Source organism: Crateriforma spongiae, from assembly GCF_012290005.1.
GTDB classification, from domain to species: domain Bacteria; phylum Planctomycetota; class Planctomycetia; order Pirellulales; family Pirellulaceae; genus Crateriforma; species Crateriforma spongiae.
In genome coordinates, this window is record NZ_JAAXMS010000008.1 from 105,538 (window position 1) to 129,710 (window position 24,173).

The 24,173-nt window shown below is 57.8% G+C and carries 15 protein-coding genes; 14 read left to right on the forward strand and 1 reads right to left on the reverse strand.

Features of this window, described 5'->3' with window-relative positions; genetic code table 11:
- Window positions 1-19: 19 nt before the first annotated feature.
- From HFP54_RS20255 to HFP54_RS20320, 14 genes are all read left to right on the forward strand, one after another.
- A complete protein-coding gene (locus HFP54_RS20255) occupies window positions 20-967 on the forward strand; it encodes an alpha-E domain-containing protein (protein ID WP_168566566.1) in 948 nt (315 codons plus the stop codon).
- Window positions 964-4,398, forward strand: a complete 3,435-nt coding sequence (locus HFP54_RS20260; protein ID WP_168566567.1) for a transglutaminase family protein — start codon at window positions 964-966, stop codon at window positions 4,396-4,398. Before HFP54_RS20255 ends, HFP54_RS20260 begins: the two co-directional genes overlap by 4 nt.
- A gap of 140 nt (window positions 4,399-4,538) precedes the next feature.
- The gene (locus tag HFP54_RS20265; RefSeq protein ID WP_168566568.1) at window positions 4,539-7,241 is read left to right on the forward strand and encodes a circularly permuted type 2 ATP-grasp protein; all 2,703 of its coding nucleotides are present in this window, start codon (window positions 4,539-4,541) and stop codon (window positions 7,239-7,241) included.
- On the forward strand, window positions 7,238-8,320 hold the full coding sequence (locus tag HFP54_RS20270) for a transglutaminase family protein (RefSeq protein WP_235952104.1): 1,083 nt from the start codon (window positions 7,238-7,240) through the stop codon (window positions 8,318-8,320). Before HFP54_RS20265 ends, HFP54_RS20270 begins: the two co-directional genes overlap by 4 nt.
- 19 nt (window positions 8,321-8,339) lie before the next feature.
- Window positions 8,340-9,239 carry a fructosamine kinase family protein gene (locus tag HFP54_RS20275; RefSeq protein WP_168566569.1) on the forward strand — a complete coding sequence of 300 codons (900 nt, stop codon included), beginning with the start codon at window positions 8,340-8,342 and terminating at the stop codon, window positions 9,237-9,239.
- Between the two features lie 202 nt (window positions 9,240-9,441).
- Window positions 9,442-10,209 (forward strand): imidazole glycerol phosphate synthase subunit HisF, encoded by a 768-nt coding sequence (gene hisF, locus HFP54_RS20280; RefSeq protein ID WP_146416355.1) that lies wholly within the window; start codon window positions 9,442-9,444, stop codon window positions 10,207-10,209.
- A gap of 98 nt (window positions 10,210-10,307) precedes the next feature.
- Window positions 10,308-11,120 carry a thioesterase II family protein gene (locus HFP54_RS20285; protein WP_168566570.1) on the forward strand — a complete coding sequence of 271 codons (813 nt, stop codon included), beginning with the start codon at window positions 10,308-10,310 and terminating at the stop codon, window positions 11,118-11,120.
- A gap of 110 nt (window positions 11,121-11,230) precedes the next feature.
- Window positions 11,231-12,811 (forward strand): bifunctional phosphoribosylaminoimidazolecarboxamide formyltransferase/IMP cyclohydrolase, encoded by a 1,581-nt coding sequence (gene purH / locus HFP54_RS20290; RefSeq protein WP_146416357.1) that lies wholly within the window; start codon window positions 11,231-11,233, stop codon window positions 12,809-12,811.
- A gap of 71 nt (window positions 12,812-12,882) precedes the next feature.
- Entirely contained in the window at window positions 12,883-13,662 is a 780-nt protein-coding gene (gene trpC / locus HFP54_RS20295) for an indole-3-glycerol phosphate synthase TrpC (protein WP_168566571.1), read from the forward strand.
- A 305-nt stretch (window positions 13,663-13,967) separates the two neighbouring features.
- Window positions 13,968-15,377 (forward strand): glycosyltransferase family 87 protein, encoded by a 1,410-nt coding sequence (locus HFP54_RS20300; protein ID WP_168566572.1) that lies wholly within the window; start codon window positions 13,968-13,970, stop codon window positions 15,375-15,377.
- 242 nt (window positions 15,378-15,619) lie between these two features.
- Window positions 15,620-16,426, forward strand: a complete 807-nt coding sequence (locus tag HFP54_RS20305; RefSeq protein WP_146416448.1) for a glycosyltransferase — start codon at window positions 15,620-15,622, stop codon at window positions 16,424-16,426.
- Window positions 16,427-16,476: 50 nt separating this feature from the next.
- A complete protein-coding gene (locus HFP54_RS20310) occupies window positions 16,477-17,907 on the forward strand; it encodes an NAD(P)/FAD-dependent oxidoreductase (RefSeq protein WP_168566573.1) in 1,431 nt (476 codons plus the stop codon).
- Between the two features lie 331 nt (window positions 17,908-18,238).
- Window positions 18,239-20,245 carry an ABC transporter ATP-binding protein gene (locus HFP54_RS20315; RefSeq protein WP_168566574.1) on the forward strand — a complete coding sequence of 669 codons (2,007 nt, stop codon included), beginning with the start codon at window positions 18,239-18,241 and terminating at the stop codon, window positions 20,243-20,245.
- Window positions 20,242-20,793, forward strand: coding sequence for an NUDIX domain-containing protein (locus HFP54_RS20320; protein WP_168566575.1), 552 nt, complete (start codon window positions 20,242-20,244; stop codon window positions 20,791-20,793). Before HFP54_RS20315 ends, HFP54_RS20320 begins: the two co-directional genes overlap by 4 nt.
- 24 nt (window positions 20,794-20,817) lie before the next feature.
- On the opposite strand, the gene HFP54_RS20325 is transcribed toward HFP54_RS20320, so the two are convergent.
- Entirely contained in the window at window positions 20,818-24,081 is a 3,264-nt protein-coding gene (locus HFP54_RS20325; protein WP_235952129.1) for a DUF6797 domain-containing protein, read from the reverse strand.
- Between the last annotated feature and the right edge of the window lie 92 nt (window positions 24,082-24,173).

Consider the following 24,173-nt stretch of genomic DNA (forward strand, 5'->3'; position numbering starts at 1 on the left):
TACAGATACCGACGGGTCCATGCTCGCACGCGTTGCCGAATCGATTTACTGGATGTCCCGTCAAATGGAACGGGCCGAAAACCTCTCACGGTTTTTGGAAGTCACGTTGAACTTCATCTTGGACCAACCGGAAAACCTGGTGGATCCTTGGGAACCCTTGATCCAAGTGACCGGAGACACGCAATGGTATTCCGAACACTATTCGCGTTTTGATCGACCGTCGGTGATCCACTTCCTGGCCTTCGACGATCGCTATCCCAATTCGATGCTTTCATCGTTGCGGTATGCCCGGGAGAACGCCCGTGGCGTTCGCGAGACGTTGTCCAGCGAGACGTTCGAACAGATCAACGACTTTTACCATTTCGTCAACGACGCGGCATTGCAAAAGGTCGAACCGACCGCCGACTTTTTCGACCAGGTCCGCCAGCAAGCGTTGCTTTGGAATGGCATTTTGGATGGAACGATGTCCCACGACATCGGTTGGCACTTTGCCAATTTCGGACGGCTGATCGAACGCGCCGACAAAACGTCACGAATCTTGGACGTCAAGTATTTCAATCTGCTGCCACGCGTCGACGATGTCGGCACGGCGGTCGATGACATCCAGTGGTCTGCATTGCTGTTGGCGATCAGCGGTTTCGAAGCCTATCGCCGCGAACATCATTTGATCGACATCGAAAAAGTCGTCGACTTCTTCATCTTCAACCGTCGGTTTCCGCGATCCATTCTTTCCTGTGTCGCGGGGGCCGATTGGTCGCTTTCCCAAATCGAAGACGCCTGTTCGTCGGCTCAACCGCGATCGGCCAAACAAGCATCATTGGGGCTGCGTCACCGGTTGGCCAACACCAACGTCAAAGAAGTTTTGGCCGGCGGCATGCACCAATTCATCGACACATTGCAAGTTGAACTGAACGACATCGGCGAAGCTCTCAACCAAGACTACTTTCAGGTAACGTTAAACGCATGACCATCCGCGTCGCTCTGCACCACCAGACCAAGTACCAGTATGACCGATCGATCGGTCTGGGCCCGCAATTGGTTCGGTTGAAGCCCGCCTATCATGCGCGGACCCCGATCATCGCGTACAGCCAGCGGGTGTCCCCGGCGGATCATTTCGTCAACTGGCAACAAGATCCGTTCGGCAACCCGATCGGCCGCTACGTCTTTGAAAAGCCGGCCGATCACTTGGAAGTCACGGTCGATTTCATCGCCGACATGACGGTGATCAACCCGTTCGACTTTTTTGTCGAAGAAGAATTCGAAGCATGGCCCTTTGAATACGATGAAGTGCGACGCAAACAGCTGTTGCCATACTTGGAAAAGCCACCGATGACGCCACTGTTTTCACAGTGGGTTGGTGAACTGCCGACGTCGGCCGACCGCGTCATCGACTACTTGGTCGACGTGAATCAGCGACTGGAACGTCGCATCGATTACACGGTGCGAATGGAACCAGGCGTCCAATCGGCCGAAGAAACACTGGAACTTGCCCGTGGTTCGTGTCGTGATTCCGCTTGGCTGTTGGTCCAAACGTTGCGACACGTCGGTCTGGCGGCTCGGTTCGTCTCCGGCTATCTGATCCAATTGGCGTCGGACCTGCCGTCGCTGGACGGACCGTCTGGACCCACCGAAGACTTTTGTGACCTGCACGCATGGACCGAAGTTTATCTGCCCGGCGCCGGTTGGGTCGGGATGGATCCGACCAGTGGGTTGTTTGCCGGGGAAGGGCATATTCCGCTGGCCTGCACGCCTTTCTTCAGTGACGCCGCTCCCATCACCGGTGCACACGAACCATGCGAGGTCGAATTTTCATTTGACATGTCGGTTCGTCGTGTCCACGAAGACCCACGCGTCACCAAGCCGTACAGCGAACAGCAGTGGCAACAGATCATGGCGACCGGCGATCGCTTTGATGAAATCATGCAAGAAAGCGATCTGCGTTTGACCATGGGCGGCGAACCCACGTTCGTGTCCATCGACGACATGGACGACCCGCAGTGGAACACCGATGCGGTGGGCGAAGACAAACGCGTGCTTAGCAACGTGCTGTTGCGACGATTGCAGAAGCACTTTGGCAACGGATCGCTACTGCACTATGGCCAGGGCAAATGGTACCCCGGTGAATCATTGCCGCGGTGGGCGTTGACTTGCATGTGGCGCAAGGACGGCCATCCGATTTGGAAAGATCAACAGTGGTTGGCCGACGAAGGCGTCGACTACGGACACACCGTTCAAGATGCCAAGCGATTCATTTACACCCTGGCGCGAGAATTAAATATCAGCGCCAAGATGACGTTCCCAGTCTTCGAAGACACGTTTCACTACCTGTGGCGTGAAAACCGATTGCCGGTGGATGTCGACACGACTGAACCCAAGCTGAAGGACCCCAACGAACGGGCGATGATGATTCGCACGTTCCAACACGGGCTTGGCAAACCGATCGGCTTTACGTTGCCACTGCGTCGCGCTTGGTGGCAGGCACGCCCGGGTTGGATGGGTGGACGCTGGCCGGTTCGGTCGGAAAAGGTGTATTTGATTCCGGGCGATTCACCGATCGGTCTGCGTTTGCCGTTGGACACACTGCCGGTCAGCAGTTTCAGCACGAACGCATTCTATTCCGCACCGTATGATCCCACCGCCATCAACGGGCCACTGCCGACGATGCAGCGTGGCATGAAAGGAGTCTCCGCAGATCCGCTGCGCGAGATCCGTCAAGAAATGCCAGCCCGAAGTGGCGAAAACGGATTCGGCGGTGGTGGTGGACCACTGGGACCCGGCAGCGGTGGACCAGGCGGCCAACCGATCAATGAACAGGTCATCGACGAAATCGACGAAGACGATGATTTGCCGACCAGCGAAGACGTCGTTCACACCGCGCTGTGTATTGAATGTCGACACGGCCGATTGCACGTCTTCATGCCGCCGGTCAATCGCATGGAAGACTACTTGGATTTGATCAACGCGATCGAACAAACGTGCGAGCGGCTGCAGTTGCCCGTGATCATCGAAGGCTATCTGCCCCCACCGGACAGTCGTGTGGAGTACTACAAGATCACGCCGGATCCCGGGGTGATCGAAGTCAACACCCAGCCGACAAAGACATGGCGTGAATTGGCCCATTTGACCGAAACGCTTTACGAAGAAGCACGGTTGAGCCGTCTGGGCACCGAGAAGTTTGATTTGGACGGTCTGCACACCGGCACCGGTGGCGGCAACCACATCGTCATGGGCGGATCGAATCCGTCGGAAAGTCCGTTCCTGCGACGTCCCGACGTGCTGTCCAGCATGATCGCGTTTTGGAACAATCACCCCAGCTTGTCATATCTGTTCAGCGGTCGATTCATCGGACCGACTAGCCAGGCGCCGCGGGCGGACGAAGGTCGAATCGACGCGGCCTATCAATTGGAGATGGCGTTGGCCCAGGTGCCCCAACGCTGGGAAAGCACACCACCATGGTTGACCGACCGCTTGTTCCGTGACTTGTTGACCGATTTGACGGGCAACACCCACCGCGCGGAAATCTGTATCGACAAGCTGTATTCACCCGACAGTGTGACCGGCCGTTTGGGCCTGATCGAACTGCGTGGGTTTGAAATGCCGCCACATGCACGGATGAGCCTTGCCCAGCAATTGCTGATTCGGGGTTTGGTTTTGGCGTTCTGGCAACAACCGTATCGCGAAAAACTGTCGCACTGGGGCACGTCGCTGCACGACCGATTCATGTTGCCGCACTTTGTCTGGAGCGATTTCCTGGACGTGCTGCGTTTCATGAAGCACCGCGGCTTGGGCTTGGAACCGGATTGGTTCGGAACGCATTACGAGTTTCGATTCCCCCGGATCGGCGAAGTCACCTACGAAAATGTATCGCTGACCTTACGCAACGCGATCGAACCCTGGTACGTGATGGGCGAAGAACCGGGAGCCAGCGGCACGACACGATTCGTCGACAGCAGCGTGGAACGCATGGAAGTCAGAGCGGAAAACTTTGACCCCAGCCGCCATGCGCTGTTGTGCAACGGTTTGCGAGTCCCCATGCATGCGACGGGGATCAAAGGCACCTACGTCACCGGTATTCGATACCGGGCGTGGCAGCCGCCGCGGTGTTTGCACCCCACGATCGGGATCCATTCACCCCTGCGGTTCGAAGTGGTCAACATCAATACCGCCGCATCGATCGGGGGATGTACCTACCACGTCGTTCATCCGGGCGGTCGCGGCACCGACAGTTTCCCGGTCAACAGTGTGGAAGCGGAATCACGACGCGCATCGCGATTCGATACCGAGTCGCTGACCGGCGGCCTGATCCAGTTGCCACCGATGCCGCCGATCGGCAGCGATGAAGCCTATCCGGTGACGTTTGATCTGTTACGGGCCAGTTGTGGGTTGGGCTTGGCCTAGGACCAAAAAAGTGTTCGACAAGTCCTGACGACGTGAAATCCTGGTTCGCTATAGTGCGACTTTTAGGAAGGCGATCCCAGATCGCATCCCGATGACTCGTTCCAGGCGGACCCTTCGTGGAACTACAGGCGACCGGACCCTTGAATCTTGCCGACTATCTTCCCGGCGGTGCGCTTTTTGACGGCTGCAAATCGGCCGACGGAAGCGTCCGTCGCGGCTGGCAGCCGATCGTCGATTGGTCCACCCAGATCGGCCCGGCAGGCTTGGACAAGCGGACCAACCAGCTGGAAATGATGATCCGCGACAGCGGGGCGACGTTCCGTTCGGCCGCCGAAACCGCCAGCGTCGCGACCGACGGCGAACGCAGCCCCGGCCGACCCTGGAAATTGGCGACCGTCCCCCACGCGATCGATGCGTCGTCCTGGTCATTCGTCGAAGTCGGGCTGCAGCAACGTGCCCGGTTGTTGGAAGCCGTTTTGGATGACCTTTTGGGGCCGCAAACCTTGATCCGCCAGCGGATCTTGCCCCCCGAACTGCTTTGGAAAAACCCGTCCTTTCGCCGGGTCTATCACGGATTGCCGGTCGCAGTCGACGACACGGGCCAAGCCCAGCGTCTGATCGTCACGGGAACCGATCTGGCACGCGGTGTGGACGGATCCTGGTGGGTGGTCGGTGATCGCACTCGGGCCCCCAGCGGTCTGGGCTATCTGTTGGAAAACCGTGTCGTCACGTCACAGACCTTGTCCAATCTGATTCGGCAATGCAACGTCCGTCGGGTGGCCGCGTTCTTCGTCAAGTTGCGGTCGCGGTTGCAATCGTTGGCCCCGCGGATGCATGAGAATCCCCGGATCGCTTTGTTGACCCCGGGGGAAAAGAGCTATCGATATTTCGAGGACGCTTATCTGGCCCGCTACTTGGGGTACATGCTGGTCCAGGGCAGCGATTTGGCGGTCCGCGGCGACCGGTTAAATTTTCGCACCTTGGGCGGACTGGTTCCGATCGAAGTCGTTTGGCGGCACGTTTCGGATCGACAGTGTGATCCGCTGGAATTGGATCCGCATTCGGCGCAGGGCGTCACCGGTTTATTGCGGATGGTGCGACGCGGCAGTGTGGCGATCGGAAATGCCATCGGAAGTGCCCTGGTCCAGATGCCGGCGTTGTTGCCATTCTTGCCGGCCGCGTGCAAACACCTGTTGGGTGAAGACCTAAAACTGCCCAGCATCGACACGTATTGGTGCGGCGGTTTGAAAGAACGCGAACACGTTTTGGCAAACTTGGACCAGTTCATGATTCGTCCGGCATTTGTCATCGATCGTGAACCGCCCCAGTTTGCCGGCAGTCTGTCATCGGATCAAAAAGCGGAACTGGCCAGTCGCATCCGGGCTAACCCGGCCGCCTTCGTCGCCCAACAGACAATGAACCATGCGACGACGCCGGTTTGGCACGAAGGCAAATTTCGTTCGTGGCATTTTTCGTTGCGTTCGTTTCAGATTTTGGACGGGGATCAGGTCGAAGTTCTGCCGGGCGGTTTGGCGCGTGCCGATCCGGAAGAAAACCGCATGTTCCGATCGCCCACCTCGGGCCAACTGACGATGGATTGTTGGGTCGTCGACGAACAGCCCGCCGCGTGGGACGTATCGTTGTTGCCCGATCCGAATTCGCCGCTTGAACTTCAGCGGGGCGGCAGCGATCTATCCAGCCGCGTTGCGGAACACCTGTTTTGGCTCGGTCGTTATGTCGAACGCTGCGAATCGATCGCTCGTCTGTTGCGAACCACTTTGCGTCGTCTGGCGGGCGAAGGCAGTACGTCACGGCAAAGCGAGATCCCGCAATTGATCGCTGCGTTGGCGGGCATCGGCCAAATCGAACCCGATTATGCGATCGACGAATTGGGCGGATCATTTCCATCGTTGGAAACCGTGTTGCCCGAAAGCGTGTTCGACACGATCCAACCCGAAGGCCTTCAGTCCGCCGCCAAGCTGGTCGTGTCCAACGCCACGGCGGTTCGCGACCGATTGTCGACCGATGCCTATCGCGTTCTCAAACGTGTCGCCGAAGAACTCAGCCGTCGTCCGTCTCGGGCCACCAGCGACATCGGCTTTGTGATCGAAAAGCTGAATCGATTGTTGGTCGACCTGTTGGCGTTCGCCGGCCTGTCTAGCGACAGCATGACCCGGACCCACGCATGGCGGTTCTTGCAATTGGGCCGTCGCATTGAACGAACCAACCAGACCATCGAATTGATTTCCGCGGGACTCGTTTCGACGATCAAGAATGAACGCAATGTGTTCGAAGCCGTGTTGGAAGCCAGCGACAGCCTGATGACCTATCACGCCAGGTACATGAACCTGGTACGTCCGATCCCCGTGATCGATTTGCTGGTTACCGACGACAGTAACCCACGTTCCTTGGCGTTCCAACTGAAGGACATCGACCGTTTCGTCAGCGAATTGCCACGCGACCCAAATTCGACCAGCCTGCGTGACGACCAGTTGCAGGCCAAGTCGTTATTGCACGAAGTCGAAATGGCGAATCCCAAAGCGTTGGGAGTCAGCAACGGCCAGCGTCGCGAGCAATTGGAGATCTTACTTCAGCGGATCAGCGAAGGACTGCCGCGATTGTCCGACGCGATTGCCGCACAGTACTTCTTCCACACCGCCACAACCCAAGAACTGACGGGGATTCGCTATCGCGATCGCCCTGATGCGTCAGAGGGAACCACCGAAAGTGGATCCGCCGACGCGTCGGCAACCGATTCACAACCGGACCCGACAACCGATCAGGCGTCACAGTCCCAATCTCAATCCCAGTCATCAACGACACGTGGGACGTCGCAACCATGATGCAGTCATCCGATCCGCCACCAGAAAACCCTGACTCGTCGGCCCAGGCCCCTGTTCCGGATCCTGCCAAACCGGTTCTGCCAGAGAACGTTCCGGCATTGGGCAACGGCCAGGCGACATCCGCGACAACGCCGCCTTTGGCCACACCGCCCGTGGCGGCCGATCCATCGCCTGCCGATCAGACCGACGCCGGGGAAACCTCGGTGCGGTATCGCATTCGTCACCAGACGCGGTACAGCTATGCCGGGCCTGTCGCGGTGTGCCAAAACCAACTTCGGATGCGACCGCGTCCGTTGCCGACAGTCCAAGTGTTGCGCAGCGGCACCACGATTTCGCCAAACCCAGATTCCCAGGAAACGCATATCGATTACTTCGGCAACGAAGTCGAAACGTTTTCGATCGAAGCATTGCATGACGTCTTGGTGGTCGACGTGGACAGCGAAGTCCAAGTGACCAGTCTGGTTTGGAACGATCAAGCGCGCGGCATTCGGTGGAAACAAGTCTGTGACGACTTGGCCACACCAATCGATCTGGCCCTCTTTGACGTCGCGGAGTTTCGTTTCGCATCACCCGTGATTCCGATCGGTGCACGGTACCGCCAGTACGCCCAGCCGTCATTTGATGCGCACGAATCGTTGTACGACGCGGTGGAAGATCTGACGCGTCGCATTCACGCCGATTTCCGGTACGACACCACGGCAACCAACGTGGACACGCCGGTCCACCAGTCATTTGATTTGAAGGCGGGTGTCTGCCAAGACTTCGCCCAAGTCCAAATCGCATGCTTGCGATCGATGGGGCTGGCGGCACGATACGTCAGCGGTTACCTGCGGACGCTGCCACCACCGGGGAAAGAAAAACTGGTCGGTGCCGATGAATCGCATGCTTGGCTCAGTGTCTTCATGGGCCTGGATCATGGTTGGTTGGATTTGGATCCGACCAACGGATGCATCGCGGGTCGTGACCATATACCGATTTGTCTGGGGCGAGACTACCGCGACGTCAGCCCCATGCGTGGCGTCGCGATCGGCGGCGGAACCGCCGATTTATATGTCAGCGTGGATGTCGCAGTAGTCTAACACGTAACCGACACCATCGATGATGATGTTGAAAGATTGGTTGCCCCGGCACGTTCCGCAAATCCGCCGGATCGATTCAGTCGACTCGGTGGGTGGCGGTTGCATCAGCGACGCCGTCTGTGTCCGAGGCATTAGCGATCAAGACAAACCGGAAACCTGGTTCGTCAAAACCAACACGGTCGACTTCGCGGAGAACTTTGCCTGCGAATTGGACGGTTTGAACGCGCTACGATCGACGGGTGTGATCCACATCCCGGAACCAATCGCGACCGGTATCGATGCATCCCACAGCTTTCTGGTCACCCGTTGGATCCCATCAGAACCTCCGACGGCCGATTTCTTTTCCGGGTTTGGCCGTCGCCTGGCCGAACATCACGTCGCATCGGAGATGACCGATGACCGGCACGGTTGGCACCGGGACAATTTCTTGGGTGCCACGGTCCAGCCGAACCAACCGTGCGAAAGCTGGGTGGCCTTTGTCGCCCAACAACGCATCGGGCACCAATTAAGTCTTGCGATCGAAAACGGATGGTCAGATTCGCGACTGATATCGGACGTCCAAAAAATCATTGACCACATGGATGATTTGTTATCCGGACGTCATTCGACCGTCAGTCTGTTGCACGGCGATTTGTGGAGCGGCAATTACTTGTGCACCGACGGCGGGCGGGTCGCGCTGATCGACCCCGCGGTGTACCGCGGGTGTGCCGAAGCGGAGTTTGGGATGATCCAACTGTTCGGATCATGTCCACCCGAGTTTTATGATGCTTATCAAGACGTTCGCCCCTTGGCCGACGGATGGCGGCGCCGCGTTCAGGTGTATGTGCTTTATCATCTGCTGAACCATTTGAATTTGTTCGGCGGTGGATACCTTTCCCAGTGCCAGCGGACGGCAGCGATGGTGCTGCGAGGTCGATAGCCCGGCGATTTCCCGTTCGGGGGCCACGCATCGGCACCGAATCGCGGGATCTGGGATCCGACCGATTTTCGCGGTACGTTGTCCGAACCTGCGGGCCGACTTTTGATTCAGATCCACTGGGATCAATTTGGATCCACCGGCCCGTTGATGTTTCCGAATTTCGTTTTTTGATTCCAGCGCCGCTGCCGATTACGACCCTGCCATGCTTGCCGCCCGAGTGATCCCTTGCTTAGACGTCCACGGAGGCCGCGTCGTCAAAGGCACCAACTTTGTCAATCTGCGTGACGCCGGTGATCCGGTCGAAGTCGCCCAGCGATATGAGGCTGAGGGTGCCGATGAACTGGTCTATCTGGACATCACCGCCAGCCACGAAGAACGGGACATCATCCTGGACGTGGTTCGAAGGACTGCCGAACAGGTCTTCATGCCGCTGACCGTCGGCGGTGGCGTCCGAACCATCGACGACGTTCGCAGTCTGTTGTCAGCGGGGTGCGACAAGGTCTCAATCAATTCCGCTGCATGCAAAGACCCGGACTTCGTTCGCAAAGCGGCGGACCGATTCGGCAGCCAGTGCATCGTCGTCAACATTGACCCCAAACGTGTCGACCGCGACGGACAAGAGTTTTGGGAAGTGCACATCAACGGCGGCCGAACACCGACCGGGTTGGAAGCGGTGGCTTGGGCGAAGGAAGTCGAATCGTTGGGTGCCGGCGAAATCGTGCTGACCAGCATGGATGCCGACGGCACTTGTGACGGGTACGACTTGCCCATCACTTCGGCCGTCAGCGAAGCCGTGCACATCCCAGTGGTGGCCAGCGGCGGGGCGGGGAACCCGAGCCATCTGGCCGATGCGATCTTGAAAGGAAAAGCCGACGCGGCGCTGGCCGCCAGCATCTTTCATTTTGGCCAATTCACGATCGAAGAAACCAAACGCGTCATGCGTGACGCCGGGGTTCCCGTTCGCCTCTGATACTTTGCCCGAACAAAACCCCACGGTCGTCGGTCATTCCCACTTGTCCGTCTCTCTCCAGCCGTCGTCGAACCGATCGGTGCACCCCACGATCCCCCATGTCTGACAACCCGGATTCGACTTTGAAAGCGTACCAACCAAGGTTCCGGCAGATCGACACGGGCGGTTCGGATCCCACGGTCGATTGCGTTTGGTTTCATCATGCCGGTGGTGGATCCAATACGCTGGCCCATCGCGTTCGCCAGTCGGTCGATAGGATCGAGGCGGCGGGTTTGCCCGATATCCGACTGCTGACGCCGGTCACACCGCTGCGTGAAGACGCGATCGACGAACGCTTTGATGGTGAACTTCACACCCTGGCCGATCAGTACGCGGCGATCCTTCAGCAGGACTTTGGAATTGGTCAGCTTCCCTTCGTCGTACTAGGCCACAGCTTTGGGTCGGTGTTGGCCTACGAAGTCACACGACGATTGATCGACGGGGGCCATTCGCCGGCGCGGCTGGTCGTGATGTCGTTTCCGGCCCCCGATCGATTGACGCACCAAACCGAGTTGCACACGTTGGATGACCGATCGTTGATGCAACAAGTGGACGAGCTGTTCGGTGGCGTACCGCCGGAGATTTTGGACAACGACGAAACGTGGTCGCATTTCGTGCCAGGGTTGCGAAGCGATCTAGGGTTGCTGGAACGCTATCGACCAGACTTGGACGCGGCCGCATTGCCCGTTCCGGTCACGGCGATGGTCGGTACCGATGACCGAGCGGTCAGTCTGGCGGATGTCCAACGGTGGGACTTGTTCACCGAGCCCCCGGTGCGGCTGCAGACTTTGCCGGGTGACCACTTTTTCCCGTTGCAGCGGATCGCGGAAGTCTTCACCGCGGCCGCCTGGGATTTGCCCGAACCGCGTTGAATTTCGCTGCCCCGATCCACCGGACAGCTTGCCGATTCCCGCGCCTTCGGTCACAGTGGGCGGCGCGCCGCAAACGTTTTGGCCGTTTTTGTTTACCCCAACACCGCAGTATGAATCCAGTGTCGGACGTCGTCCCCATTCAAAGTGCCTTGATCAGTGTCAGCGACAAAATGGGGTTGGCTGATCTGGCGACCGGGCTGCAACGGGCCGGTGTAACGATTTACAGCACCGGCGGCACACGGCGTCACTTGGAAGAGTGCGGTGTGGAGGTCTTGGACGTCGCCGAATACACCGGTTTTCCCGAGATGTTGGACGGCCGCGTCAAAACGCTGCACCCCAAGATTTTCGGCGGCATCTTGGCGATTCGCGACAACGATGAACACGTCGATGCGATCCAGGAACATGACATCGAGCCGATCGATTTGGTCGTCGTCAACCTTTATCCCTTCGAGGCGACCGCATCGCGCGTCGGTGCGACCCGCGAAGAATGCATCGAACAAATCGACATCGGCGGTCCCAGCTTGGTGCGGGCGGCGGCCAAGAATCATCGCGACGTTGCGGTGGCCACCAGCAGTGAACAGTACGGCGACATCCTGGACCAACTGCAAGAACACGGCGGAACGACCGTCGATTTGCGAAAGCAGCTTGCCGCCGAGGCTTTTGATCACACCGCGACCTATGATCGCGCGATCGCCGATTACATGCTGGGCGAATCGATCAGCGGTGATTTCCCGGCATCGATGCACCTGACCCTGCGACGCAAATCACAGTTGCGATACGGGGAAAACCCACACCAACGTGCGGCGCTTTACTTGGACCCGTCGGTCCGTTCGGCCAACCTGGTCGCAGCGCGTCAAATCAGCGGCAAAGAACTTTCGTACAACAACCTGTTGGATCTGGATTCGGCCCTGGAGATCGTTCGCGGTTTCGCCCAACCAGCCGTTTCGGTGATCAAGCACAATAATCCTTGCGGTGCGGCAACGGACGCGAAACTCGCCAATGCCTGTCAAAAGGCTTTGGACGGTGATCCGCTTTCGGCCTTCGGCAGCGTGCTGGGTTTCAACCGCACCGTCGACGTGGAAACCGCTGAACTGCTTTGCCAACCGGGGCTGTTCATCGAAGCGATCGTCGCGCCCGATTTCCAGGCCGGCGCGGTCGGCTTGCTGACGTCCAAACCGCGCTGGAAAGACAACGTCCGCTTGATGCAAGTCGGTCGTTTGGATGATCAACCCAGCGGGCTGGCGAAACGATTCATCAGCGGTGGCATGCTGGTTCAAGATGCCGACCGCATGACCAGCGCACCACTGCAATGGAAGACGGCCACCGAGGCACAAGTCCCCAGTGAAATGTGGGACGACATCTCCTTCGCTTGGGAAATGGTCCGTCACGTCAAAAGCAACGCGATCGTGCTGGCCCGCGACACGTCATTGGTCGGCGTCGGGGCGGGGCAGATGAGCCGCGTGGACAGCGTGGAAATCAGCATCAAAAAGGCTGGCGATCGCGTCGCCGGTTCGGTGCTGGCCAGCGATGCGTTCTTTCCATTTCCCGATTCGATCGAAGCCGCCGCCGATGCCGGTGTGGTTGCCATCGTCCAGCCCGGGGGTTCACGTCGCGACGATGAAGTGATCGAAGCGTGCGATGAACATGATTTGCCGATGGTGCTGACCGGTCGGCGTCACTTTAAACACTGATTCAGCAAATGTGCCGGCGGGGCACCACGGCAAGCCAATCGCATCGGTCCGCATCCCCAGCCAACCTCACGATGAACATTCTTGAAACGATCGTCGCCCGGACGCGTGAAACCATTGAGCGCGATCGTTCCAAAGTCTCCGAGTCGCAACTCCGCGATGCCATCGACCGGCGGGGTCCCTGTCTGGATTTCTATGCCGCATTGGCAGCCGGACCCGACGTGAACTTGATCGCCGAAGTCAAACGGGCCAGTCCGTCGGCGGGAATGATTCGTGAAGACTTTGATCCCATTGAAATCGCGCGTGCCTATCAAAGCGGCGGTGCCAGTTGCCTGAGCGTTCTGACCGACGAACCGTTCTTTCAAGGATCGTTGGACTACCTGCACCAGGTCGCCGATGTCGTCCAGTTGCCTGTGCTGCGTAAGGATTTCATTGTTGATACCTACCAGCTTCTTCAGGCCCGCGCCGCCGGTGCGTCCTGCGTGTTGCTGATCGCCGAATGTTTGGATCCAAGCCAGCTGAAGGATCTGCACGATCATGCGGCTGAATTGGGGATGCACACCCTGATCGAATTGTTCGACCCCGAAAACGTGGATTCCGTGCTGGATACCGGTACCAAGCTGGTGGGCGTGAACAACCGCGACTTGAAGACTTTCAAAACAGACCTGCATCACACCCTGCGAATGCGACAGGTCATCCCCGAGGACCGGTTGCTGGTGGCCGAAAGCGGTATTCGCACCCATGATGACGTCCAGATGCTGGGCCAGGGCGGTGTCAAAGCGGTCTTGGTCGGCGAATCGTTGATGCGACAAGCCGACATCCGTGCCGCAACCGAAGCCCTGCTGGGTCGCTGAATCGGATCTCGGCCCGTGACGGACGCGCGTCCCGTCGGGTGGCACTTCAAACAATCGCGGCAACGCCGTGACCATCACGTGACGCTACGGTGGTAGCGGTTTTATCGATTGCAGCACGCGAATCACTGGAACCTCGCTAGGTTTCAGGGTGGAGTCCGCCGGCGGCGGCAACGACACTAGACGCCGACGACAGCATTCCCCTCGCGATGCTAGGGTGCCGCCTCAGCGGCCGGTTGCCCCTGCTTGGTTTTTTGTCGTCAGCCCCCTGTCTTGGCACATCCCCCGCGCATCCAAAGGCTTCCACTTTGGCCTGGTCGTCGACCGTCAGCGAATCCGCCTCGCCACCGGACCGAATCCAGCACAACGCAGAAACCGCGAATTGGTGCATCGGTCGACCGACCGTCGCACTCGCTGCGGGGTTGATGTTGTCGTTGACGTTCGCGCTGACCGTTGTTCGCATCGTCGTTCAATACCAAACGCCCGGACCGTTTGACGCCAGCAAGCAAGGCCTGTGTGACTTCCATAACGGTGTCTATTTCCCGGCGATGTCGCTGATGTCAGGCATCAGTCCTTACGGGCAAGACTATGTCGCACGGTTCCCGGTGGAACGTCCGATCCCGTTCTTTTCGCCCGGCATTCTGGTGTTGCATGCACCGCTGACTTGGCTGCCCTTGCACGCGGCCGAAGCCGTCTTCACCGGGATCAACTTGCTGTTGTTGTTGTGGATCGCCGGGGTGATCGCAGCCCAGGCCGGTCGGCCGCATCGTTTGGATGCGCTGTTGGTGATCGCTTTTGCGATGAGCGTGACGCGCAGCGGACACGTCACGATCTTCAACGGCTACTTCACTTTGGAACTGATTTTGGCGACGTTTCTTGCGATCCATTGGGGCGACCGTTCGCCCTGGAAAGCGGCGTTGGCGTTGGCCGTCGTCAGTGCCAAGCCGACCTATATCCTTCCCATCGGATTTTTGCTTCTGGCCCGTGGTAACCGAAAATCACTGATCTATGGTGCCGCGATCAGCGTCGTCATGGCCGTGTTGCCGTTGCTGTGGTTGGCATCACACCAAGGTGGTGGCGACATCGCCGCAGGATTTCAGAACTTGTTGGATCAGATCGCTGAAACACAGGCGACCCATCGGGGCCAAGTCGACGAATCCCCGTTCTTCTCCTGGACGCGTCTGGACCTGCTTGCGGTCATCGCCAAGTGGGGAAACTTGAATCCCGGTGATGCGACTCATTTGGGTGTCATGGGGCTCTTGCTGGCCGGGCCGATGTGGGTGTTACACCGACGCCGACAAAGCGGGATTGACGACGGCCTTGGGGGGCTGACCGGTGCTCTGATTCTGGTGACATCGTTGGTTTCGGTGTACCACCAGTCTTATGACGCCCTGTTGCTGGTCCTGCCGGCGACCGCCGTCATCGCGGCGCTGCGCCGCCCCTGGTCGTTGATGTCGCCGGCGGCCCGCGGTTTTCTTGTGACGTTGATGTTCATTCCACTTTTCAACGTTCTTTCCACACGTTGGTTTTTGATGAAGTTTGATGGATTCAGTGGCCCGGCCTTCGGAGTGGTCACTGGCGTCAGCGGTGTCGGTCTGACGGTGTTAATGGTTGCTCTCTCGGTCTTAGGTTGGCCTCGTCGCCCGATTGCCAAGCCATCGTTGCCGTCCGAAACGGCCGGACACTCAGAACCAGCACAGTCGGGCGATTCCCTATAACTTGTGATGCGGAAAACCGCAGTTAGACTGGGCACCCACAGCGGCACCACCTCCGTCCGGAAAGCGGTCGGAAATCAGTCAAATCGGGGCATTTGTGCGGACAGAGGTGACACTGACTACGGACGGCGTGGCGGAATTACGCGACTGTAGATTGCCCGCAGCTTTGTTGTGACACACCTTGTTTAGCCAATTGTCAGATGCCCAAGCCGTTGCCTCCAGATCCATCCGATTCAGTCGTCGGAATGCCGACCACGTCGCCCCGCGCCGCGACGGATTCTCACCAGTCGATCCGTTTCCGACCTTCCAAAGTGTTTCTGGCTCTGCCGGCGTATAACGAAGAAGAAGCGTTGCCGGAACTGTTGGAGCGTGTGGGCGAAGCGTTCGCCGACAGCGGCCTGCCGTACGAAGTCGTCATAGTCGACGATGGTAGCGCCGATGACACCGCCCGCATCGCGGCGCAGATGTCTTATCAAATGCCGGTCCACGTGGTCCAACACAAAGTCAATCAAGGCTTGGGCATCACGTTGCGTGATGGATTACGCGAGGCTGTCGATCGCGCCGGCGAACGCGACATCATCATCACGATGGACGCGGACAATACGCATCCACCGGGCCTGATCGATCGAATGGTCCGCATGATCCACGAAGGATGTGATGTCGTCATCGCATCACGTTTCCAGCCTGGTGCCCGAGTCGTGGGAGTTCCGATCGAACGGCATTTCTTAAGCGTCGGCGCACGAGTGCTGTTCACGATGCTGTTTCCCACACGCGGCGTCCGCGATTACACATCCGGTTTCCGTGCCTATCGTGCCGGTGTGATCCGTGATGCTTTCGCCAGGTACGGTGATGACTTTGTCGGCGAAACAGGATTCTCTTGCATGGCCGATGTGCTGTTGAAGCTTCGCAAGCAAGGTTGTTTGTTCGGCGAAGCACCGCTGCGTTTACGTTATGACCAAAAGGGTGGTGACAGCAAAATGCGCGTGTTCCGCACCATTTGGTTGACGCTGAAAATGCTGGGGCGTCACCGCTTTGGCGGCGCGTCAAAGTAAGTGTTGCGTCGGAAGCCAGACGTTCATTCACACGCGTACTCCATCAGCCGATGAATCGCATCAACGACGTTGACCCCTCTACGTCCCGTCCATCACAACAACACTGGCTGGTGGTCGGCGGCGGTGTGATGGGATTGAAATTGGCACTGGACTTGGTCAAGCGTGGCCAGAAGGTAACGGTCGCCGAGGCGGCACCACAGTTCGGTGGTCTGACCAGTGCTTGGCAGCTGGGCGACGTGGTCTGGGATCGCTTCTATCACGTCACGCTGCTTAGCGACACCAAGTTGCGTGATCTGCTTTCTGAAATCGGTTTGGAAAGTGAAATGCAATGGGTGGAAACCAAAACCGGTTTCTACACCGATGGCGCACTGCTTTCGATGAGCAACACCGCGGAATTTCTGCGGTTCCCCCCGCTAAATTTGATTCAAAAGCTGCGGCTGGGCGGAACGATTTTTTATGCGTCAAAAATCAGAAACTGGCGACGGTTGGAAAAGCTGACCGTTGAACGATGGCTGCGTCGTTGGTCGGGGAACCGAGTCTTTGAAAAGATCTGGCTACCGTTGCTGAAGGCCAAGCTGGGCGAAGCCTATCCGCAAACTTCCGCCGCGTTCATTTGGGCTCACACCGCACGAATGTACAAAGCCCGCCGCAGCGGCATGAAAACCGAGATGTTCGGATATGTCCCCGGCGGCTATGCACGGGTCTTGGATCGCTTGGCGGAAACGTTGACCGAGCGTGGCGTACGACTGCTTTCCGGCCACCCGGTGGGCGAAATCCGTTCGACCGATGGGGGTGGTTTGGACGTGACGTTTGCCAACGGCACCCAAGAACACTTTGACAACGTGGTGTCGACCATCGCGTCGCCCCTGATCGCGAAGACGTGTCCCGGTCTGACCGCGGAAGAAAAATCGCGGCATGCGAACATCCGATACTTGGGTGTCGTGTGTGCATCGATGCTGCTAAAAAAACCGATCAGCCAGTACTACGTCACGAACATCACCGACACTTGGGTCCCGCTGACCGCGGTGATCGAAATGTCCACCATCGTGGACCCACAGCAGGAACTAGGTGGCCACCATTTGGTTTACCTGCCCAAGTACTTGCCCGACGATCATCCGGGGCTCAACGAGTCGGACGAAGATTACCGGGAAAAGTGTTTGTCGACATTGGAAAAGATGTACGATCACTTCAGCCGCGACGACGTCGTTGACTTCAAAGTCAGCCGTGCGAAATACGTTGCCGCGTTGTCGACCGTCGACTACAGCACTCGATTACCGCCGGTGGTCACGTCGGTTCCAGGTTTCTACGCACTCAACTCGGCTCACATCGTCAAAGGAAATCTGAACGTCAACGAGACGATCACCCTTGGCGAAGAATTGCTGGACGAATCGGTGTGGCCAGATTTCCAGCGGCGTTGTGGTCTGGGCAGCAATCCCAAACCCGTGGTCGACGAACGACCGCTCGCCGAATCGGCGGTGTAGCGACCACCGCAAGCCGTGGTGAAGTCTTGCCGCAGCGTGATACAGACGGATCCGCAAGCGGTCGGACCGAAGCGTGAAACCGATCGCGGTGAAACACGCCGCGGCAAGCTTGCCGAGTCCAGTCAATTTCTTTCCGCCCGGTTTTTCCGCTCCCCTACGTGGTGGGCGACGCCGGAGTTTCTTGGCTTGATATCCCCCGACCGGAATCCGACTGGTCCTGGGTGGTCGACTTCGCTACAAGCCATGGGTCATTGAACCAACGGACCCGTCGGGTGCGCGTCGACTGCCACCCATTCCAATGCAACCTGCGTCAAGGACGACACGAACCGCGATGAAAGACTTCGGCCGCGTCTTGCTGATTGCCGCCCGCCATCACTCGGCGATGATCATGATTGTGATCACCGCCGGGATCATCGCATCGCTGTGGGGCGCGAACATTGCCACCTTGGGCCCCCTGATCAAAGTGGTTTTCGAAGGCCACACGCTGTCGCAGTACGCCGAGATCGAAATGGCGGCGACCACCGAGAAAATCGACGAATTGGACGCCAAAATTGCCGACACGCGGCAGCAATTGGCGGCCACGGAAGCCGAAGACGATGTCAAACGGTTGACCCGATCATTGCAAAATGACATCGGCGTCCGTGATGCGTACGCCCAGACGATCGATTGGCTCAACAACATTCGACCCTACATCGATCGCTACGCGCCGACGGATCCCTATTCCACGCTAATCTGGCTGATCGGTTTGTTGATGATCGGGACGTGCATCAAGCTGGCCGCCTTGATGTCCAATCTGTTGCTCGTGCAGTATGTGACCGAACAGACATCGATGAAACTGCGGGCCATCTTTTTCCGTAAATCGCTTCATCTGGATTTGGATCAGTTCGGCGAACACGGTTCGGCCAGTTTGACCTCTCGATTGACCAACGATATCTCCGTGGCCGCTGGCGGTATCGGTGTGATTCTCGGCCGGTTGCTGCGTGAACCGTTGAAGCTGATCGCTTGTTTGGCCGGTGCCGCTTGGGTTTGCTGGCGTCTGCTGTTGGTCGTCATGATCATCACGCCTCTGGTGGCTCTGGTCATCCACTACCTAAGCCGGGCCATCCGTCGAGCCAGCCGCCGAACGATGGAAGAAATGAGCCAACTTTATGGCGTGCTAAACGATTCATTCGCCGGCATCCGGATCATTCGCGCGTTCAATACGCAAGCCAAGGAACGTGCAAAGTTCCAACATCGCATCTCATCCTACTTCCGCAAGTCGCTGAAAGTCGGCTTCTACAATTCGCTGGCCCGTAGCGTCACCGAGTTGATCGGCATGGCAGTGATCACCGTTGCCGTGCTTGCCGGTGGTTACTTGGCGATCAATCAACAGACACACCTGTTCGGGATCCGGATGAGCATGTTGCCGCTGGATCGGACCGAAATCATCTTGTTCTTTGGATTCTTGATCGGTGCCACCGACCCGGCGAAAAAGTTGGCGGACGTCTGGAGTTCACTGCAGTCGGGAATCGCCGCATCGACGCGGGTGTTCGACATCATCGATCAGCCGACTCGCGTTCACGATGTGGCCGAACCCAAGTCCGCGCCACGCCCCCATCACACGCTGACCTTCGAGAAAATTCGCTATCAGTATCCGTCCGGTCCCATGGTTCTGCGTGGGCTGGACTTGACGGTACGTCACGGAGAAACGATCGCGATTGTTGGTCCCAACGGTTGCGGAAAAAGCACGTTGATCAGCCTGCTGTGCCGATTTGATGACCCGCAATCCGGTCGGGTCTTGTTGAATGATGTACCGATCACCGAAATGCGGTGTCGCGATGTGCGTCGTCGCTTGGCCTTGGTCACCCAGCGAACCATCCTGTTCGACGACACGATTGAAAATAATATCCGCTATGGCACGCCCTCGGCGACCAAAGACGAAGTCGTCTGTGCCGCCAAGCTGGCATTTGCCGACGAATTCATTCGTGAAAAGACACCGTTTGGTTATCAGACACGATTGGGTGTCGGCAGCAATGCCAGCCGATTGTCGGGCGGCCAGATGCAACGCATCGCGTTGGCCCGAGCTTTCCTGCGTGACCCCGATATTCTGATCCTGGACGAAGCCACCAGCCAGATCGACACCGAAAGCGAACAACTGATCCATAAGGCATTGGAACAATTCTTGAACGGACGTACCGGCGTCATGATCACGCACCGTCCGTCAACGTTGGCGTTGGCCGACCGGGTGATCGTCATGGAATCTGGAAAGATTTCCGGCGATGGCGAACACCAGGAATTGATCCGATCCAACCGCTTCTATCAAAGCCTTTGCGGCGGCGAGATTGAACGAGCCGCATGAGCCAATCGACCCCACGACGGCACGGCCCTTGGACCATCAACCAATCCGCCACGGTCTATCAGGACCCATGGATTCGGGTTTGTCGTGATGAAGTCACACGCCCCGATGGAAAGCCGGGCACCCACAGTGTGGTGCATCTAAAGCACGGCGTGTCGGTTCTAGCGATCGATCAAAATCGGGACGTCTATCTGACCGAAGAGTTTCACTACGGCGTGGGACGTGTGACTTTGGAATCGGTCAGTGGCGGTATCGAACCGGGCGAAGACGCCGAGTCGACCGCACGTCGTGAGTTGAAGGAAGAGATCGGTATCGTTGCCAATCGCTGGACCGATCTGGGCGTCTGTGATCCGTTCACGGCCAGTGTCGTTTCACCGACCAAGCTTTATCTAGCTGAAGATATTCGGCATGAACAAGCGGCCCCCGAGGGCACCGAACTGATCCGCTGCGTTCGCATCCCACTGGCCGACGCGGTGGAAAAGGTTCTTCGCAGCGAAATCACCCATGCCCCCAGCTGCCTGCTGATCTTGATGGCGGATCGCATCCGCTGACCAGCATCGTCATCGTGATGACGGTCACCGCATGGGCGGATCCTGTTTGGACAACGCGTGGACGGTGTTTTGCACCGTACCCAAAAAGCGAACACCCTGCGCGTCGGCCAGCTTGTAGGAAATCTGCATGCACCAAGTTGGCTGAATGTCGGGCAACCCCAGCGTCACCCGGCGTCCATCGTCGGAAATCTGAATTTCATCAATCTCCAACGATTGTTCGTCGTACAGTCGCGATCCATAGTTGGACGTTCGCTTCAGTGTCCACGTATCGACCATGTATTGTCGTGGATCTTTGGCGACCGCGGGATCCACCGGATCGGTGAAGGTCAATGTGATGCCGTCACGATGTGCCGCCAACCCGATCGGCAAATGAGCCGGGCGATCGGTTGCACACACGCGATACAGCCCGCCCTTTTGTTCGCTTTGGTCGCTTGCCCAAGCGTGCAAACCGCAAACGTACAGCTGACCATCAGCGGCATGAAAACGCCCCCGCATGATCCCGGTCGGAAAACGGTCAATGGGCAATTCGCACATGCCGCCCTGCCACACGGTACCGACCTGTTCGTGGGGCACCAAAAAGATCTTCCCATAGCCGTACGACAAGCTCAGCAGACTGCCATTCAGCTTGCCCCATTTCGGACTGTCGACCCACAACAATTCAGCGGGTGATCGGTCGAACATCTTGTTCGGCCAGCACAGTGGCGGTTCCATCGCATCATCGCTGGAATCATCCGGCGCACCGTAGGAATACATGTTGCCATAGAACTTTCCTGGCTCGACGCGATTGATCCGGTTCATTGGATTCCAATGGCCTTCTTGATCGGTGACAAAGAAGGAACCGTCGTCGTTGAGACAAACGCCGTTGGCGGCACGAAAGCCGTTGGCAAGGATTTCCGTCGATTCGCCATCAGCGCTGACCTTCAACAGCGTTCCATGTTGGGGAACCAGCGAATCACGAGCATGGCGGGCACTTTTGGCATAGTAGAGGTTGCCCTGGTCGTCGCACTGAAGCCCCATCGCAAATTCGTGGAAGTGGTCCGTCACTTGGTGGTCACAGTTGAAACATTCGTAGAAATCGGTTTCTCCGTCGTCGTTCAAATCGTTCAAAATCACGATCTGATCGCGACAGGCGACATAGATTCGATCGCCAATCAGCTTGATCCCCAAAGGCTGAAACAACCCCGTCGCAATACGACGCCATTGAACGGACCCATTTCCGTTGGTAATCCCCCGTACGGTCCAAACGTCGCCGTCCCAGCAACAAACCACCAGAGTATCTTCGTCAACAAAATCTAAGCCCGACAGCCGCAGTCGACTGCGATAGCGATTCGCAAGAGGACGGGTCAGCGTGTCAACTGAAAACGCAAGATCGCGGTTGCCGGTTTCAATTTTGGTCGTCCAACGTTCGGGCTCTTTCGGCGATCCACCATCGGTAAACTCGCTTAGATCGATCACGTCGTTGGGTTGGGCAATGCTTGGGTCCGTCGGCATGCCACCCTTTTTGGTGATATTGACCACGAACCGTAGCGGCTTCTCAGACACGGGAACACGGACGAACCAATCACCCCGGACATCAATCAAATCCAATTGCGGATGCACCGTCACGTCCACTTGGTCCGTGGGTGCCACACGCATCAATAACTCGGTTGCCGTAGGTCCGACGTTCAAAATCCGTTGCCACATCACAACGTCACTGACCGTCTTCGCGTCGTGCGATTCCAACACATTGGTGTCACCGACTTGGTAGGAAACCACGATTCGTTCGGGGTGACGATACAGCCCTCGATACCGAACCCAGTCTTTTGGCATCGGGCCGTAAGCGCGGCCATCTTTTCCACGAAGACGTGGATCGTCCAAGGTGCCGTTGATCGGATGTGCCCAGCCGGGTGCTGGCAGATTGCCGAAATGGAGCTGGCCGACCGTTCGCGGCGTGACCGCGTGATTCCCATTGAACAGGATCCCGCGCCAGTCGATGAAACCGTCGCCCGTCCAAGCACCGGCAACACGCATCGTGTCGTGATCAAAAACGACGAACTGGCGACCCGCGGAAACCCCTCCGTCGCCAGTGTCCAAACGAATCGCAATCCCCTTGTAGGCAAAGTTAGTACTGTCGGGCCAAACTTCTTGCGGCGGGCGATTCTGTTCCGCTGCTCGTTGTCGTTCTTCTCTCGTGATCCCAGGACGTGGCCCGGTATCCGGACCGGTGACTTCGTACGTATTGATCAAGAACGGGCCATAGTCCATTTCACGCCACGGTTGACGTTGCTCCGCGTTCGGTCCGGTGCGTCCCCCCTTAGGCAGCGAATGCAAATAGGCTTCATCCACCCGCGAGTACTGGGATTCATTGTGTGGACGCAGATAGGCTTCGCGGATGTAATGAATGACATCGTATTTTTCCCGTGGCACCAATTGCCGCTGCGGCATCATCATGCGGAACCCGTGCGTCAGCGTACGGTACATCGAATATGGATCACCACCGTTGGCGAACACTCCCGATGCGAAACGCAACGCATTGGGCAACGACCCCGGTTGCTGATGATCACCGTGACAGTTGATACACAATGACTGATAGACGACTTTTCCGCGTTGAAAAGAATCGTCATCCCATTGGCGAATCAACAGCGCGTGATTCAGGTCCGATTCATATTCAGGCAACGGAATCGGAGCATCCGCAGCAGTGTTCTGTTGGCTTACGTCCACGTGATCGACGGACGACGATCCCGATCCAAGACCGACCACGTAAGCGACCAAATCGTAAAACTGTGATTCGTCCGACAACTGGTTGACCAACCCACCGGGCATCAGCGACTTTCCGGTCAGACGTTCTTCCACCTCTTCCTTGGCAATCGCCTGTAACTTCGTTTGCCCCGGAATGGCAAGCCGCAATGCGTCGTCCGTTTCGCCGCGGACGATTCCGCGGACGACCTGACCACTGTCCAGCAAAAGTGTGGCCGATTGAAATCCCTCGGTCACAACGGCGTCGGGACGAAGCACAGACTGAATCACGTGCGCGTACGACGAACGCTGCTGCATCCGGGACAGATCGGGTCCCAGAAGTTCTTCGCCGCCGTTGGTCGGGTGGCATTGAACGCAACTAAGCCCAGACCGGTGAAACAACTGATAACCGCGAATCGGATCTCCCAGGACCCGAGCACGTGCGGCGATCGTTGCGATCGGTTGATCAAGTAACTCGTCTTCGAAGGTCTCCACGGCGGAAAGACCGGCCGGCAACATCGCGACCGAAAGACAAACAAGTAGCGACCAAACAGATCGACGTTGACAGGACATAAGCAACAACGGAACCAAACCTTGCGCAGGACCGGGACAATCACCCCCAATGATTGCTCGCATCGTACACGACCGCTCAGTCAGACGTCCGA